Source organism: Arthrobacter gallicola, assembly GCF_014836775.1.
In the GTDB taxonomy this organism is placed as follows: domain Bacteria; phylum Actinomycetota; class Actinomycetes; order Actinomycetales; family Micrococcaceae; genus Arthrobacter_B; species Arthrobacter_B gallicola.
Genome location: NZ_JACSQD010000003.1, coordinates 110781 through 126298, shown reverse-complemented (window position 1 = coordinate 126298; position 15518 = coordinate 110781). Strand labels below are relative to the sequence as shown.

21 protein-coding genes are annotated in these 15518 nt (G+C 63.1%); 2 read left to right on the top strand and 19 right to left on the bottom strand.

Features of this window, described 5'->3' with window-relative positions; all coding sequences use genetic code 11:
- Positions 1 to 35: 35 nt before the first annotated feature.
- From rplM to H9639_RS07770, 12 genes are all read right to left on the bottom strand, one after another.
- Positions 36 to 479 carry a 50S ribosomal protein L13 gene (rplM, locus tag H9639_RS07825; protein WP_191807538.1) on the bottom strand — a complete coding sequence of 148 codons (444 nt, stop codon included), beginning with the start codon at positions 477 to 479 and terminating at the stop codon, positions 36 to 38.
- A 285-nt stretch (positions 480 to 764) separates the two neighbouring features.
- Positions 765 to 1694, bottom strand: coding sequence for a tRNA pseudouridine(38-40) synthase TruA (truA, locus tag H9639_RS07820; protein WP_191807537.1), 930 nt, complete (start codon positions 1692 to 1694; stop codon positions 765 to 767).
- Positions 1695 to 1732: 38 nt separating this feature from the next.
- Positions 1733 to 2287, bottom strand: a complete 555-nt coding sequence (gene rplQ / locus H9639_RS07815; protein WP_191807536.1) for a 50S ribosomal protein L17 — start codon at positions 2285 to 2287, stop codon at positions 1733 to 1735.
- Positions 2288 to 2348: 61 nt separating this feature from the next.
- Positions 2349 to 3359 (bottom strand): DNA-directed RNA polymerase subunit alpha, encoded by a 1011-nt coding sequence (locus H9639_RS07810; RefSeq protein WP_066295871.1) that lies wholly within the window; start codon positions 3357 to 3359, stop codon positions 2349 to 2351.
- Between the two features lie 189 nt (positions 3360 to 3548).
- The gene (rpsK, locus tag H9639_RS07805; RefSeq protein ID WP_066295874.1) at positions 3549 to 3950 is read right to left on the bottom strand and encodes a 30S ribosomal protein S11; all 402 of its coding nucleotides are present in this window, start codon (positions 3948 to 3950) and stop codon (positions 3549 to 3551) included.
- Positions 3951 to 4017: 67 nt separating this feature from the next.
- Entirely contained in the window at positions 4018 to 4395 is a 378-nt protein-coding gene (gene rpsM, locus H9639_RS07800) for a 30S ribosomal protein S13 (RefSeq protein ID WP_066295877.1), read from the bottom strand.
- Positions 4396 to 4580: 185 nt separating this feature from the next.
- Positions 4581 to 4694 (bottom strand): 50S ribosomal protein L36, encoded by a 114-nt coding sequence (gene rpmJ, locus H9639_RS07795; RefSeq protein ID WP_012397712.1) that lies wholly within the window; start codon positions 4692 to 4694, stop codon positions 4581 to 4583.
- Between the two features lie 65 nt (positions 4695 to 4759).
- Positions 4760 to 4981, bottom strand: coding sequence for a translation initiation factor IF-1 (gene infA, locus H9639_RS07790; protein WP_055239372.1), 222 nt, complete (start codon positions 4979 to 4981; stop codon positions 4760 to 4762).
- 158 nt (positions 4982 to 5139) lie between these two features.
- Positions 5140 to 5937: a glycerophosphodiester phosphodiesterase gene (locus H9639_RS07785; protein ID WP_191807535.1), complete on the bottom strand. Its 798-nt coding sequence runs from the start codon at positions 5935 to 5937 to the stop codon at positions 5140 to 5142.
- A complete protein-coding gene (locus H9639_RS07780) occupies positions 5934 to 7304 on the bottom strand; it encodes an ABC transporter substrate-binding protein (protein ID WP_191807534.1) in 1371 nt (456 codons plus the stop codon). Before H9639_RS07780 ends, H9639_RS07785 begins: the two co-directional genes overlap by 4 nt.
- Positions 7305 to 7381: 77 nt before the next feature.
- On the bottom strand, positions 7382 to 8206 hold the full coding sequence (locus H9639_RS07775) for a carbohydrate ABC transporter permease (RefSeq protein ID WP_191807533.1): 825 nt from the start codon (positions 8204 to 8206) through the stop codon (positions 7382 to 7384).
- A complete protein-coding gene (locus H9639_RS07770) occupies positions 8203 to 9198 on the bottom strand; it encodes a carbohydrate ABC transporter permease (RefSeq protein WP_191807532.1) in 996 nt (331 codons plus the stop codon). The genes H9639_RS07775 and H9639_RS07770 overlap by 4 nt, the downstream gene beginning before the upstream one ends.
- 273 nt (positions 9199 to 9471) lie before the next feature.
- Between H9639_RS07770 and H9639_RS07765 the strand changes: the two genes are divergently transcribed.
- Entirely contained in the window at positions 9472 to 9948 is a 477-nt protein-coding gene (locus tag H9639_RS07765; protein ID WP_191807531.1) for a DUF2243 domain-containing protein, read from the top strand.
- The gene (locus H9639_RS07760; protein WP_191807530.1) at positions 9948 to 10790 is read left to right on the top strand and encodes a cytochrome c oxidase assembly protein; all 843 of its coding nucleotides are present in this window, start codon (positions 9948 to 9950) and stop codon (positions 10788 to 10790) included. The genes H9639_RS07765 and H9639_RS07760 overlap by 1 nt, the downstream gene beginning before the upstream one ends.
- Here H9639_RS07760 and map read toward each other — a convergent pair.
- The 7 genes from map to rplR form a co-directional block, all read right to left on the bottom strand.
- The gene (gene map / locus H9639_RS07755) at positions 10768 to 11589 is read right to left on the bottom strand and encodes a type I methionyl aminopeptidase (protein ID WP_225219355.1); all 822 of its coding nucleotides are present in this window, start codon (positions 11587 to 11589) and stop codon (positions 10768 to 10770) included. The genes H9639_RS07760 and map overlap by 23 nt on opposite strands.
- A gap of 17 nt (positions 11590 to 11606) precedes the next feature.
- Complete coding sequence (locus tag H9639_RS07750; RefSeq protein WP_191807529.1) at positions 11607 to 12179, bottom strand: adenylate kinase; 573 nt, start codon at positions 12177 to 12179, stop codon at positions 11607 to 11609.
- Positions 12176 to 13489 carry a preprotein translocase subunit SecY gene (secY, locus tag H9639_RS07745; protein WP_191807528.1) on the bottom strand — a complete coding sequence of 438 codons (1314 nt, stop codon included), beginning with the start codon at positions 13487 to 13489 and terminating at the stop codon, positions 12176 to 12178. Before secY ends, H9639_RS07750 begins: the two co-directional genes overlap by 4 nt.
- 271 nt (positions 13490 to 13760) lie before the next feature.
- A complete protein-coding gene (gene rplO / locus H9639_RS07740) occupies positions 13761 to 14216 on the bottom strand; it encodes a 50S ribosomal protein L15 (RefSeq protein ID WP_191746927.1) in 456 nt (151 codons plus the stop codon).
- A gap of 1 nt (position 14217) precedes the next feature.
- On the bottom strand, positions 14218 to 14430 hold the full coding sequence (gene rpmD / locus H9639_RS07735; RefSeq protein ID WP_191807527.1) for a 50S ribosomal protein L30: 213 nt from the start codon (positions 14428 to 14430) through the stop codon (positions 14218 to 14220).
- A complete protein-coding gene (gene rpsE / locus H9639_RS07730) occupies positions 14430 to 15104 on the bottom strand; it encodes a 30S ribosomal protein S5 (protein WP_191746925.1) in 675 nt (224 codons plus the stop codon). The genes rpmD and rpsE overlap by 1 nt, the downstream gene beginning before the upstream one ends.
- A gap of 29 nt (positions 15105 to 15133) precedes the next feature.
- Positions 15134 to 15517, bottom strand: a complete 384-nt coding sequence (gene rplR, locus H9639_RS07725; protein WP_091602676.1) for a 50S ribosomal protein L18 — start codon at positions 15515 to 15517, stop codon at positions 15134 to 15136.
- Position 15518: the final 1 nt, after the last annotated feature.

Here is a 15518-nt window from a genome sequence, read left to right as displayed (position 1 = left end):
CTCCTTGAATTAATTTCTTAGTTGGCGGGCCAGAACTACTGGGCGACCTGGGTGATTTCGAAGGTCTTGGGCTGCTGTGCGGCATGCGGGTGCTCGGCACCCTTGTATACCTTCAGCTTGCCCATCTGCTGTGCAGCGAGGGAGTTCTTGGGCAGCATGCCGCGGATGGCCTTCTCAACTGCGCGCACCGGGTTCTTTTCCAGCAGTTCGGCATAGTTGACGGAGGACAGACCGCCCGGGTAACCCGAGTGGCGGTAGGCACGCTTCTGTTCGAGCTTGGCGCCGGTCAGGGCAACCTTCTCAGCGTTGATGATGATGACGAAATCGCCCATGTCCATGTGGGGGGCAAAGGTCGGCTTGTGCTTTCCGCGCAGCAGTGTTGCGGTCTGGCTGGCAAGACGGCCTAGGACAACGTCGGTGGCGTCAATGACGTGCCACTGGCGGTTGATGTCGCCGGGCTTCGGGGTGTACGTACGCACGTTTTTGCCTTCGTTTCTTCTTCTTAGGTGGCGCGCCGCGTATGGATGCCATACGCCGCGCAGCTTCTCTATGCGTTACCGGACGGTCAGGTGAGGACTGATGTAACCAGTGGTCCTGAGTTCTCGGCTATCTCCCCGGGGCCAGGTGGCTCTGCAACCGAGCCGCTCCCGTGGGCATAGACCTATCGAGGTAGGACACGCACAACGACTATAAACAATAGCTTGCTTGCCGGGCCAGGTCAAAGTCCGGTGCACGCGACTGTCCTGACTATTCTATGCCCTTCTTTATGCCCTCCGGGCACGTGTCATTTCCGCCCGTGCCAGCAGCTGGTCCGCGTCCGGGTACCGGACTTCCTCCAGCACCAGCGGATGCGGCGCTGCCAGGATGGATTTGGAGTCGCGGATGCGGGCGAACATGCGTTCGGCCAGCCACTGAGGCCTCCGCTCCCCCGCACCGACCAGCAGCGCTCCTCCGATCAGGGAGCGCACCATGTTGTGGCAGAACGCGTCGGCTTGCAGGTGCGCCGTGAGAATCCCGTCTGAGCCGCGGACAAACCTGAATTCCTGCAGCTCACGGATTGTCGTGGCCCCTTCCCGCGGTTTACAGAAGGACAGGAAGTCCTGGATCCCCAGCACTCCTGCGGCGGCTTCATTCATGGCGTCCTCGTTGACCGGGACTTTGTACCAGAGGCTAATGCTGCGCAGCAGCGGGTCCCAGGTCTGCTCCCGGTCCGCGATCCGGTAGCTGTACCTGCGCCACAGAGCCGAGAACCGGGCGTCAAAACCCTCAGGCGCCAGCGTGACGGCACGGACCTCGATAGCGCCGGCCAGGGCCTCGGCTGCCCGCCGGGAGGTACCTGCGTCCTTTAACGGCATGGTCAGTTCGCGGTTGATGACGCCGCGCAGCCTGCGCCGCAATGCCGCGGATGGTTCCAGGTCCTTGCCGCGGGACAGTGCGTGCCACTCGGCAGGGGTGAGGTCGAAGTGGACCACCTGGCCGCGGGCATGGACTCCGGCGTCCGTCCGCCCGGCTACCGTTACCCGGACCGGCCGGCGGATCAGGACGGCCAGCGCTGCTTCCAGCGTGCCCTGGACCGTGCGGAAACCGGGCTGGGTGGCCCAGCCGGAAAACGGCGCGCCGTCGTAGGCCAGGTCCAGCCGGATACGAAGAAACCCGCCGTCCGGGTGTGGGACGGCGGGTTTCTCGATACTCATACCCTCAATATTAAGGGCACGGTGAACCAATCAGAGAATTACTTCTTCTCTTCGGTTGCCTCAGCAGCGTCATCAGCAGAGTCAGCAGACTCAGCGGATTCTGCAGAGTCAGCGGACTCGCCGGATTCAGCCGAGTCGGCGGAATCAGCGGAATCGGCAGACTCAGCAACCGGAGCCGGAGCAGCGGCAGCAGCAGCGGTGGATGCCTCGGCAACAACAGACTGCTTTGCGGACAGCGGTTCCAGAACCAGCTCGATGACAGCCATGGGAGCGTTGTCGCCCTTGCGGTTGCCGATCTTGGTGATGCGGGTGTAGCCGCCGTCGCGCTGGGCAACGGCCGGTGCGATCTCGGTGAAGAGCTCGTGAACGAGGCCCTTGTCAGAGATCAGGGCCAGAACGCGGCGGCGGGAAGACAGGTCTCCGCGCTTTGCGAACGTGATCAGGCGTTCTGCGTAGGGACGCAGGCGCTTGGCCTTGGTCACCGTGGTGGTGATCTGCTTGTGCTCGAACAGCTGAGCGGCCAGGTTCGCCAGCATCAGGCGCTGGTGAGCCGGGCTGCCTCCGAGGCGCTTACCCTTGGTGGGTGTAGGCATTACTTTTTCTCCTCAAACGGTGCCGCGCTGTGCTCAGGCACGGCGGCATAATTTTGCGTAGTTAGAGCTCGTCGTCCGAGAATTCGGACTCGTCCTCTTCAATGGCTGCGGCGCGGGCTGCAAGGTCGAACCCGGGAGGGGAATCCTTCAGGGACAGACCCAGTTCAACCAGCTTCGCCTTCACCTCATCGATGGACTTCGCACCGAAGTTACGGATGTCCATCAGGTCAGCCTCGGAGCGGGCTACGAGTTCACCCACGCTGTGGATGCCTTCGCGCTTGAGGCAGTTGTAGGAGCGCACGGTCAGCTCAAGGTCCTCAATCGGCAGGGCCATATCGGCTGCCAGTGCGGCATCCGTGGGGCTCGGGCCAATTTCGATGCCTTCAGCTGCGGTGTTCAGTTCACGGGCCAGGCCGAAAAGCTCAACCAGGGTGGTGCCGGCAGAGGCGACGGCGTCGCGCGGTGCAATGGCATCCTTGGTTTCAACGTCGACAATGAGGCGGTCGAAGTCGGTGCGCTGCTCGACACGGGTAGCCTCCACGCGGAAGGTTACCTTCAGGACCGGCGAGTAGATGGAGTCAACCGGAATACGGCCGATCTCCTGGTCGCCGGACTTGTTCTGGCTTGCGGAAACGTAGCCACGTCCACGCTCGATGGTCAGTTCAAGTTCGAACTTGCCCTTCGAGTTCAGGGTGGCGATGTGCAGATCCGGGTTGTGGAACTCCACGCCGGCCGGCGGAGCAATGTCCGCAGCGGTGACGACGCCGGGGCCCTGCTTGCGCAGGTAAGCCACGACAGGCTCGTCATGCTCGGAGGACACCGAGAGGTTCTTGACGTTCAGGATGATCTCAGTGACATCCTCCTTCACGCCGGGAACGGTGGTGAACTCATGCAGAACTCCGTCGATCCGGATGCTGGTTACGGCAGCACCGGGGATGGAGGAAAGCAGCGTGCGGCGAAGCGAGTTGCCGAGGGTGTAGCCAAAACCGGGTTCCAGCGGTTCGATGATGAACCGGGACCGGTTGTCGGCTACGACTTCTTCAGTGAGGGTGGGGCGCTGTGCAATGAGCACTTGCATTTCCTTTCAGCGAGCGTCCGCTATATGACGCAGCACAAATGGTGGAAACGACGACGACGGGGCATCCCGCGCGCGTCTTGGACGGCTAGCAGCCTCGCACCCGGGCCGGACCGCCCTTCGGGCCTGCCTGCGCTAAGCAGAGCAGACCCGACGAACAGTGCCGGCACCGGCAACGAATGCGAATTAGACGCGGCGGCGCTTCGGGGGACGGCAGCCGTTGTGTGCGCTCGGGGTGACATCCTGAATGGTGCCAACTTCCAGGCCGGTGGCCTGCAGCGAACGGATAGCGGTTTCGCGTCCCGAACCCGGACCCTTCACGAAGACGTCGACCTTGCGGACGCCGTGTTCCTGGGCGCGCTTGGCAGCGGCTTCAGCAGCCATCTGCGCAGCGAACGGGGTGGACTTGCGGGAACCCTTGAAGCCAACCTCACCGGCGGAAGCCCATGAGATAACAGCACCGGACGGGTCCGTGATGGACACGATGGTGTTGTTGAAAGTGCTCTTGATATGCGCCTGGCCGAGCGCAATATTCTTCTTATCCTTGCGACGCGGTTTGCGTACCGCTCCACGAGTCTTGGGGGGCATTACTTCTCCTACAAAGAGTTTGGAATAGGTGACCTGACTGTGCAGGTCATGACCTGGACCGCGTTATTTAGCGGCCGGCCTTCTTCTTACCGGCAACGGTACGCTTCGGGCCCTTGCGGGTACGAGCGTTGGTCTTGGTGCGCTGGCCGTGGACAGGCATGCCGCGGCGGTGGCGGATGCCCTGGTAGCTGCCGATTTCAACCTTGCGGCGGATATCTGCTGCTACCTCGCGGCGGAGGTCACCCTCAACCTTGAAGTTGCCCTCGATGTAGTCACGCAGCTGAACGAGCTCAGCATCGGTGAGGTCCTTGACGCGAGTGTCCGGGCTGATGCCGGTCTCTGCCAAGGTCAGCTCTGCACGGGTCTTGCCCACGCCGTAGATGTAGGTAAGCGCAATGACAACCCGCTTTTCGCGGGGAATGTCTACGCCGGCGAGACGTGCCATATTGGCGGTTCTCCTTTGGGTAATACCGGAGGTCTGAGGCAGTACGTCCCCGTTGCCAGGTCCCCGGCCTCCGTACCGGGGGTATGCGTCACGCGTATCAGACGCTGTACTGCCATATTCAATTACTACGCGTGGGCTTAGCGTGCCCGAAGGCCCCCTGCGGGTCCTTGGACGTTAGCCGCTAGTTAGCCCTGGCGCTGCTTGTGGCGCGGGTTCTCGCAGATCACCATGACTCGGCCGTTACGGCGAATCACCTTGCACTTATCGCAGATCTGCTTGACGCTCGGCTGGACCTTCATGGTTTTCCTTTGCGTGGTTGCAGGGATGAACTCCGGGTCCCCTGTGGGAAACCGGAGCCTTGTTGTTACTTGTAGCGGTAGACGATACGGCCCCGGGTGAGGTCGTACGGGCTAAGTTCCACCACAACGCGGTCTCCGGGGAGGATGCGAATGTAGTGTTGACGCATCTTTCCCGAGATGTGTGCGAGCACAATGTGGCCGTTGGCCAGCTCAACGCGGAACATCGCATTGGGCAGGGCTTCGTTGACCGAGCCCTCAATCTCTATGACGCCGTCTTTCTTGGCCATATCCTCCGCTAACGTCTGTGCCGCCCTTGATTTGCACGGGCAGCGGTTTTGGTTTTTGGTGGTCCCTTCATGCCCCGCCTGCCGGAATTCTCCGGATGGAAAAGGGCACGAATGTAGAGACAACCAACAGATAACTCTACGGTACGATGCCGGATAAGTTAAATCCCTGGGGCACTGCGCACCGGCGAGGAGTGCCTCAGCCAGGCCGCAAGTCCGGCAGGACGGTCAGTAATGATCCCGTCAACACCCGCCGATACCGCTGCCTCCCAGTGCGCCGGCTCGTTCAGCGTCCAGGTATAAACCAGCTGACCGTTGGAATGCAGGGTATCCACCAGCCCGGGAGCCGCCGTGAGAAGAGAACCGTGCGGGTTGCAGGCGGATGCTTCGACCGCTGACAGGAACTGCAGCAGTTCCCCTTCGCTTCCGGACGGCGGTGCGACGCCGGTCAGCAGTCCCCGCGGCAGGTCCGGAGCCACAGTGAAAAGGGTGCGCACCGTCTGGCGGGAAAATCCCTGGAGCAGGCAGCGCGGGCCGAGTCCGCCCGCCCGCAGCAGTTCCGCCACGGACGTGATCCCGCTGGTGCTCCACTCCCCCTTGAACTCCAGGAGCCAGGATACCGCGGGGTGTTCAGCGGCGAAAGCAACCAGATCCGTCAGGTCCGGGAGCCGTTCGCCGGCGAATTGCGGTGCGAACCAGGAACCCGCGTCGGCGCCCCGCAGCTGGGCTGCCGGTGTCTGTCCTACCAGGGCACCGCTGCCTGCGGTCCGGGAGAGGCTTGCGTCATGGATGAGTACGGCAGTGCCGTCCGAGCTGAGCTGCAGGTCAGTTTCGATCATCCCGGCCCCGGCCGCCACCGCTGAGGCGAAGGCGGCCAGGGTGTTTTCGGGTGCCTGTGACGAGTTTCCGCGGTGGGCAATGTTGGTCAGCTCCCCCCGCCCCGGCAGCACGGGGTTCACAGGTACGGCTCAACGTTCTGCTCGAAGGACTTGCCGATGGCTTCGGCTGCTGCCGCGAAGGCCTCCGCCGCCGGGGTGTCCTGCAGCATAATCTTCTCCAGGGCGGTGGTCAGGGCCTGGTCGCCGGACGGGATGAAGGACCGTGCCCAGTCCTGCACCCTGGTGGTGGCCAGCTGGTCCACTGCTGTCCGGAATTGCGGAGCCTTGGCGTACACGGCCTTCATGGTTTCCCCGTCCGCTGCGGAAGTGCGGACCGGCATGTACCCGGTGTTTGCCGAGAAGTACGCGGTCTGCTCCGGTTCGCCGATGAACTTCAGGAACATCGCCGCTGCCAGCTGCTGTTCCGGGGATTTGTCCGCCGCGATGGCAATGCCGGTGCCGCCTGTCGGGCAGGCCGCGCCTTCCGGTCCCTGGGGCAGGAACCCGGTGCCGACGTCGAACTTTGCGGCCTCGAGGATACCGGTGAGGGAACCGGTGGAGGCGATGGTGCAGGCGCTGACCCCGGCGGTGAAATCGGCGACGTAGTCGGCTGCGGAGACGGTCAGCGTTTTGTCCTGGTTCATCATCCGGCGGAGGAACTCGCCGGCTTCAATGGTCTTGGGATCATCCAGGGTCAACGTCCACTCGTCCGAGTAGGAGCCGCCAAGCCCCCACATGATGTTGCAGAACCACCAGGCTGACCAGGAAGTGCCCTTCCCGAGCGACATGGGCACTGCCCCGTTGTTGGCTGCCGTCAGGGCCGGTGCCCATTCGTTGTATTCGGTCCAGGTCTTCGGGGCGCGGTCCGGCAGGCCGGCGGCTTTGAAGAGGTCACGGTTGTAGTAGAACAGCGGCGTGGACCGGGCGTAGGGGAAGGCCCAGTGATCCTCACCGAACCGGTAGTCGTTGTACAGGCCGGAGTTGTAGTCCTGGGTGTCGATTTCCAGGTGCGCTGCCAGGCTGTCCACCGGGATGATCTGGCCGTTGATCATGTAGCGGAACCACCAGACGTCGCTGGCACCGACCAGGTCCGGAACGTTGTCGGTTCCGGCCGAGGACTGGAAGCGCTGGGCAACTTCGTCGTAGTTGGCGCCGGCAGTGACCAGCTCCACCTCGATGCCCGATTCCTGGGTGAACCGCCGGATCAGTTCCTCTTCAATTGGCTTGGAGGCTCCGGGGTGGTTGGACCACCAGGTGATCTTCTTCGCCGGTGTCACTGCCGACCAGTCGCTCCCGGCTGCCGTTACTGCTCCGCCTTCTCCGGCGGTCGAGGGCCCGCCGCACGCGGCCAGGGCGGCTGAACCTCCGAGGATGCCGGCGAGGGCAAGGATATTGCGGCGGGTGAGGCCGGCGGCGGGAAGTGAGGCAGGGGCGAGTCGCTTGTTCATGGTTTCCTTAGTGGTTCCTGGGTCTTGCGGGCGGGTAGATGAAAGGGAACGGGGTTGAGAGGAAGTTAAGGACGGGCCTAGCCCGTGACGGCACCGGCGGTCAGGCCGGAGACAATCCGGCGCTGGAGCACAAAGAACAGGACGAGCACCGGCACGGTCACCAGGACCGTTCCCGCCATCAGCACGCCCCAGTTGGTAACGCCGTCGTTGTTCTGCAGCAGGGTCAGACCGACAGGGAGGGTCATCATCTCCGCCTTGTCGACGACCAGCAGCGGCCAGAGGTATTCGTTCCACTCGTTGACCACCGAGACGAGCGCGACGGCGGCGATGGTCGGAGCGGACATCGGCACCACGAAGTGGAAGAGCCTGCGCAGGTGGCCGGCGCCGTCGAGCCCCGCCGCTTCCAGCACGGAGGCCGGCAGGGACAGGAAATGCTGGCGGAAAAGGAAGGTGCCGAAGGCGCTGGCCAGCCCGGGCAGGATCATGCCCTGGTAGGTGTTCAGCCAGCCGAGCTCCGCCACCAGGGTGTAGTTGGGGATGATGACGATCTGCTGCGGAATCAGGAGGGCGAAGATCACGACGGCGAAAAACACCTTCTTGAACGGGACGTCCAGGAACACCAGCGCATACGCCGTCGTCAGTCCCAGGAAAATCTTCAGCGAGGCACCGATGACCGTCACCAGGAGCGAATTCGCGAAGAAGCTGCCAAACGGCACCCGTTCCAGGGCTGCGGCATAGTTGGACAGGTCCCAGGCGGCCGGAATCCACTGGATCGGGACGGTGTAGATTTCATCGGGTTCCTTGAAGCTGGCCAGCAGCATCCAGGCCAGCGGCAGGACCATTACTGCGACGGCGGCCAGCAGGGTGCCGTAGCCGGCAATCCGGGTCCGGGTACGGCTCATGAGTAGTGCACCTTCTTTTCGACGAACTTGAGCTGGATGAGGGTGATGGCCAGCAGCACCAGAAAGAGGATGGTGGCGATCGCCGAGGAGTACCCCGCCGTTCCGTGGGTGAAGCCCTCCTGGTAGATCTGGTACATCATGGTGGTTGTTCCCCCGAGCGGTCCGCCCTTGGTCATGGCCTGGATGATGTCAAAGGACTGCAGGGAGCTGAGCAGGGTGGTGACCGACAGGAAGAACGTTGTGGGGCCCAGCAGCGGCAGGACGATCCCGAACAGCCTGCGGACCTTCCCGGCGCCGTCCAGTGACGCCGCTTCCAGCAGGTCTTTGGGGATGGCCTGAAGCCCCGCGAGATAGATCAGGGCCACGTAGCCGGCGTTTTTCCAGAGGTAGACGATGATCACCATGGTCAGTGCAGACCCCGGATCGTTGTACCAGTCCGGCGACGGCAGGCCGAGGGCCTGAAGCAGCGCCGAGGTGACGCCGAAATTTGGATCGAAGACAAACAGCCAGAGCAGACCGACCGCCACGCCGGAAAGCACGTACGGGGCGACGATGATTGTTCTGGCAGCGCCGCGGAGCTTGAGCCGGCTGTTGAGCAGAAGTGCCAGCAGCAGCCCGATGACCATGCCGCCGCCCACAGTGGCCAGGGTAAAGAGAACCGTGACCCCCACGATCTGGGGTGTTGAGGAAGCGCTGAGCCAGTCCATGTAGTTCCGAAGGCCCACGGGCCGGGCAATGCTGGAACCGATGTTCCATTGCAGGGTGGAGAAATAGAGGGACTGCAGCAGCGGCTTGTACGTGAAGACCAGGAGCAGAGCTATGTTGGGGCCGGCCAGCAGGAGAAACAGCACCCAGTTACCGCGGCGCCTGGCTGCCCTGGCGGCACGACGGCCGGGCCCCGGAGTAGTGGACGCTCCCGGGGCGCCCGGACTGCCGGGTGCGGACGGCTGTGGGCGGACCTCCAGTGCCGGGGACAAAGTGGAAGATGACATGGGGTGAAGAACCTTCGTCAGCAGGTGGTTGATGCCTTCAGCGTAGGTTTCCTGGTGCCGGAGAATTCAGGAAAAGTCCCCGGTTCAAAGAGTCTTCAGAAGCAGTTGCCCGAGCTTTCAGCGCGCGTTCAGCGGCCGTTCATTTTGTGACGGACGCGGGCTCTGTGCGTCGGGAAGAGGGGCCGGACGAGCGGCCCGGTGTGCGCTGGCGCTGACCCTTCCGGCGGCTCCGGTTTACTCCTTCCGGCGGCACCGGTTTGCTAAGGTCTGGGGATGAATTCCGCAAGCATGTCCCAGGGCCGGGCCCGCCGCCGGAATCTGCTTTCCGGTGTCCTCGTGGGCATCGGCATCGCCGCTTTCCTGGATGAGGTCGTGTTTCACCAGCTCCTGCAGTGGCACCACTTCTATGACAAGTCCACGACTGCCGCAGGCTTGTTCTCGGACGGGTTGTTTCACGCCTTTGGCTGGTTTGCCGTAGTAGCGGGCCTGTTCCTGTTCGCCGACCTGCGCCGGTACCGCAGCCTGATTCCGGTCCGGTGGACAGGTGCCGTACTGCTGGGGACCGGCGCCTTCCAGCTCTACGACGGCATCATCCAGCACAAAGTTCTCACGCTCCACCAAATCCGGTATGGAGTGGAACTGCTGCCCTATGACCTCGTCTGGAACGTGGCTGCAGTGCTGCTGCTGGTCGCCGGAGCTCTCTTGGTCTTCCGCACCCGTGCCTCGGTTCCGGCCAGCCAGAGGGCCTGATGCTGCACGAACACCAACCCGGCGGACTGCCCGTCGACCTCCTGCTCCTGATTCCGGCGGCCGCAGCTGCCGCCGCCTACTGGGCGGGCGTGCTCTCGCCCCGCTCTGGTGTCTGGCCGGTATACCGGTCGGTGGCATTCACGGCCGGCACCGCTGCAGTGCTGGTCACGGCGGCAGGCCCGCTCCCGGCCCAGGCCCACGGTAACTTCGCTCTCATGGCGGTTTCCCACGTCCTCGCCGGAATGCTGGGACCTCTCCTGCTGGTGATTGCCCGGCCGGTGACCCTGGCCCTGCGCACTATGGACCCCGTTCCCGCCCGCCGCCTGGTCAGGGTTCTGCGCTCGATTCCGGCCCGCTTCCTGGCCCACCCGGTCACGGCGGCTGTCCTGTCCATGGGCGGGATGGTGCTGATGTTCCGCACCCCGCTCTTCGACGCCATGCGGACCGAGCTGCCGGTTCACTGGCTGGTGACGTTCCATCTGGCTGCCGCCGGCTACCTGTGGACTGCGGCGCTCATCGGCCGGGATCCCAACCCGCACCGAGCTTCCCTCCGCCTGCGTGCGGCTGTCCTGGTCCTGACCATGGCCGCTCACAATGTCCTGGCCAAGTCCCTGTACGCCACTCCCCCGGCAGGAATCAGAACCGATCAGGGCGAAGCCGGAGCCATGGTCCTGTACTACGCCGGAGGGGCCGTGGAGCTCGCGGTTATTTTCCTGTTGTGCCTTCAGTGGTACCGGAAACCGCCCGGACGCCGCACCATGCAAAGGGCCCGCTCCGCCAATCGGCGGAACGGGCCCTTCAACGGGAAAACAGCTGCAGCTATGGAATCGGCACCGGAGTGACGCCCAGCGGTTCCAGGCGGGATGCCCCGCCGTCGGGGGCGGTCAGCACCCAGATCCCTTTTTCGTGGATGGCCACCGAATGTTCCCACTGGCAGGAGCGTGCCCCGTCCGTGGTGACAACAGTCCAGTCGTCTTCCAGCGTCTTGGTCTCGATTCCGCCGCGGACCAGCATCGGTTCGATGGCCAGGCACATTCCGGGCTTGAGCTTCGGACCGCGGTGGCTGGTCCGGTAGTTCAGCACGTCCGGTGCCTGGTGCATTTCCGACCCAATACCGTGGCCGACGTAATCTTCCAGGATGCCCAGCGGCTTGCCCGGGACACTGCTCACGTAATCGTCGACGGCGGCGCCAATGTCGCCTACGAACCTGCCCTTGGCTGCGGCCGCAATGCCGTGCCACATGGCGTTCTCGGTGACATCGGACAGCCGCTGGTCCTCGGGATCAGCTGCTCCGACGATGACCGTCCTGGCCGAGTCCGAATGCCACCCGTTGACCACCGCACCACCGTCAATGGAGATGATGTCGCCGTCGTTCAGCACGCGGGAACCGGGGATGCCGTGAACAACTTCCTCATTGACTGAGGTGCAGATCGTCGCAGGGAAACCGTAGTAACCCAGGAAGTTCGACGTGGCGCCGGCCTCAGCCAGCACCGCGGCAAAGACCCGGTCGAGCTCCGCTGTGGTGATACCCGGACGAACGGCTTCCACCGCGGCGTCGAGGGCCTTGATCAGCACCAGGCCGGCTTCCCGCATGGTGCGCATCTGTGCGTTGGTTTTGTACTGGATCCGTGGCTGGGCCAACGTCTCGCCTTCTATCTTTAGCTGTGGTCCTTGAGCGCCTGCATCACACGCTCGGTGACTTCGTCGATGTCTCCCAGGCCGTTGACGCGGGTGACAATGCCGCGCTCCTCATACCGGGCGACGACGTCGGCCGTCTGCTGCTTGTAGAGCTCGAGGCGGTGGCGGATGACTTCCTCATTGTCGTCCGCGCGGCCTTCGATTTCCGCCCGCTTCAGCAGGCGCGACACAAGTTCCTCGTCGTCTGCAGTCAGCAGCAGGACAGCGTCGAGCTTCTGGTTGCCGGAGGCAAGGATGTCATCGAGTTCCTCCACCTGTGCGGTGGTGCGCGGGTAACCGTCGAGCAGGAATCCACCGGTCACGTCGTCTTCCTTGAGGCGTGACCGGACCATGTTGTTCGTAACCTCGTCAGGAACGAAGTTGCCGGCGTCGATGTACTTCTTGGCCTCGACGCCCAGCGGGGTCAGGTTCTTCACGTTGGAGCGGAAGATGTCACCCGTGGAGATGGCTGCGATTCCCAGACGGTCCGAGATCCGCGCGGCCTGTGTTCCCTTGCCGGCGCCGGGAGGCCCGATAATGAGCAGTCGTGTCATCGCAATAACCCTTCGTAGTGACGTTGCTGAAGCTGTGCGTCAATTTGTTTGACCGTCTCGAGGCCCACACCAACCATGATGAGGATCGAGGTTCCGCCGAACGGGAAGTTCTGGTTTGCCCCGACCAGCACCAGGGCAATCAGCGGAATAAGGGCAACGAGGCCCAAATAGAGGGCGCCGGGCAGGGTAATGCGGGAAAGCACGTACTGCAGGTATTCGGCGGTGGGGCGGCCGGCACGGATGCCGGGAATGAATCCGCCGTACTTCTTCATGTTCTCCGAGACTTCTTCGGGGTTGAACGTGATCGAGACGTAGAAGTACGTGAAGAACACGATCATCAGGAAGTACACGGCCATGTAGAGCGGGTGATCGCCCGACGTCAGGTAGTTGTTGATCCAGACCACCCATTCAGGCGGAGCAGATCCGTCAGAGGGGGTGTTGAACTGGGCCAGCAGCGAGGGGAGGTAGAGCATGGAGGATGCGAAGATCACGGGGATCACGCCAGCCATGTTGACCTTGATCGGGATGTACGTGTTGGTTCCGCCAACGGTGCGCCGTCCGACCATGCGCTTGGCGTACTGGACCGGAACACGCCGCTGGGACTGTTCGACGAAAATCACCAGGGCAACGGTGACGATGCCGATCGCAATCACGCCAAGGAAGATGGTCCAGCCCTGTGCGGAGAGGATGGCACCCAGGGCGCTGGGGAAGCTCGCCACGATCGAGGTGAAGATGAGCAGGGACATGCCGTTGCCGACACCCTTTTCCGTCACCAGCTCGCCCATCCACATGATCAGGCCGGTACCGGCCGTCAGGGTGATGATAAGCAGGAGGATGGTGATGATGCTGTCATCGGGGATGATCGGGACGGAGCACATGTTGTTGAACAGTGCGCCCGAGCGGGCCAGCGACACAACGGTTGTCGCGTTCAGCAGTCCCAGGGCAATGGTGAGGTAACGCGTGTACTGCGTCAGCGTGGACTGCCCCTGCTGGCCTTCTTCATGAAGTGCCTGGAAGTGCGGGATCACGACGCGGAGCAGCTGCACGATAATGCTCGCGGTGATGTACGGCATGATGCCGAGGGCAAAGACTGAGACCTGCAGCAGGGCACCGCCGCTGAAGAGGTTCACGAACTCATACAGGCCACCTGTGGTGGCACCAAGAGCCAAGCACTGCTGTACATTGCCGTAGTCAACACCAGGGGCCGGGATAAACGCACCCATGCGGAAGATAGTGATGATTCCCAGCGTAAACAACAGCTTGCGTCGCAGGTCTGGCGTCCGGAAAGCCCGGCCAATAGCGCTAAGCAAGCGTCCTCCTGAAGTAATCCTGAAGTGTGAATGAGTCCCGGCGGGACTGCTGACAGAAACTGAGTCTATCCGCTCAAACCCGCTGTTGTGTTATCGCCACCAACAGCTGTTACCGGGGATTGCCGACGTGTTAAAAACACTTAGCTCCCGGCGCGCCGCTCGCGCGGCCCACCGGGAGCTAAGTGATCAGCAGATGGAATGCATACCCCGCCCCGGTGCCCGGAAGTACCGGGCACCGGTTGCGGAATGTGTGCGTTCCGGTCACAGTGCTTTAGAGCGCCGTAACCGATCCGCCTGCTGCAGCGATCTTTTCTGCGGCGCTGGCGGAGAAGGCATCGGCCTTCACATCGACCTTGACGGTGATGTCGCCGGTGCCCAGGACCTTGACAGGCTGGTTCTTGCGCACGGCACCCTTGGCAACGAGGGCCTCAACGGTGACCTCACCGCCTTCGGGGAACAGTTCGGAGATCTTGTCCAGGTTTACAACCTGGAATTCAACCTTGAACGGGTTCTTGAAGCCGCGCAGCTTCGGCAGACGCATGTGCAGCGGAAGCTGCCCGCCTGCGAAACCGGCCTTGACCTGGTAGCGGGCAGCCGTACCCTTGGTACCGCGGCCTGCCGTCTTACCCTTGGAACCTTCACCGCGGCCAACACGGGTTTTAGCCGTCTTGGCACCCGGTGCGGGACGCAGGTGGTGGACCTTCAGAGCTTTGTTTTCTTCGGCCATGTTACTTCGCCTCCTCAACCTTCACGAGGTGCGGAACCGTGTTGAGCATGCCAACGGTCACGGCATCAGCGCTGCGGACGACCGTGTGGCCGATGCGCTTGAGACCGAGTGAACGCAGCGTGTCGCGCTGATTCTGCTTACCACCGATGGTGGACTTAATCTGAGTGATTTCCAGCTGTGCCGAGCTGACGGCAACGCGCTTCGGAGTAGTCATCAGGCACCTGCCTTCTGCATGTTGCGGATCATCGCTGCCGGAGCAACTTCGTCCAGCGGCAGGCCGCGGCGGGCTGCCACTGCCTGAGGCTCTTCGAGGCGCTTCAGCGCGTCAACCGTGGCGTGCACGATGTTGATCGCGTTGGAGGAACCCAGCGACTTGGAAAGCACGTCGTGGATACCGGCGCACTCGAGGATGGCTCGGACCGGACCACCGGCGATAACGCCGGTACCCGGGGAAGCCGGACGCAGCAGGACAACGCCTGCGGCTGCCTCGCCCTGCACCAGGTGCGGGACGGTGCCGGCAATGCGGGGAACGCGGAAGAAGGACTTCTTCGCTTCCTCGACTGCCTTGGCGATAGCCGAAGGAACTTCCTTTGCCTTGCCGTAGCCAACGCCGACCATGCCGTTGCCGTCGCCGACAACAACCAGAGCGGTGAAGCTGAAGCGCCGACCACCCTTGACAACCTTGGCGACGCGGTTGATGGTCACGACGCGTTCAATGAACTTGTCCTTGTCATCATTACGTCCGCCGTCGCGTCCGCCGCGTCCGCCGCGGTCACGGCCTCCACGGTCGGAGCGCTGCTCGCCCCGGCGTCCGCCGCGGCGGTCGTCGGTGCCTGCGGCAGCGGTTTCCTTGGTCTCAGTTGCCTCAGCAGATGTAGCTTCAGTCACCTGATTTTCCTTTTCCTTGTTTGCCTCGGTCACAGTGCCAGCCCACCTTCGCGTGCGCCGTCTGCGACAGCCGCGATGCGGCCGTGGTAGCGGTTGCCGCCGCGGTCAAACACCACGGCTTCGACGCCGGCAGCCTTGGCACGTTCGGCAACGAGCTCGCCGACGCGCTTGGACTTGGCAGTCTTGTCGCCCTCCATGGAACGCAGGTCTGCTTCCATGGTGGACGCGGATGCAACGGTTACGCCGCGGCTGTCATCGACAACCTGGACGAATACGTGGCGGGCAGAGCGGTTGACGACCAGGCGCGGGCGGGCCGCGGTGCCGGCAATGCGCTTGCGGATCCGCAGCTGGCGGCGGCTCCGGGAAGCGGACTTGCTCTTGGAATTGCGCTTCTTATTGATGCTGATGGCCATG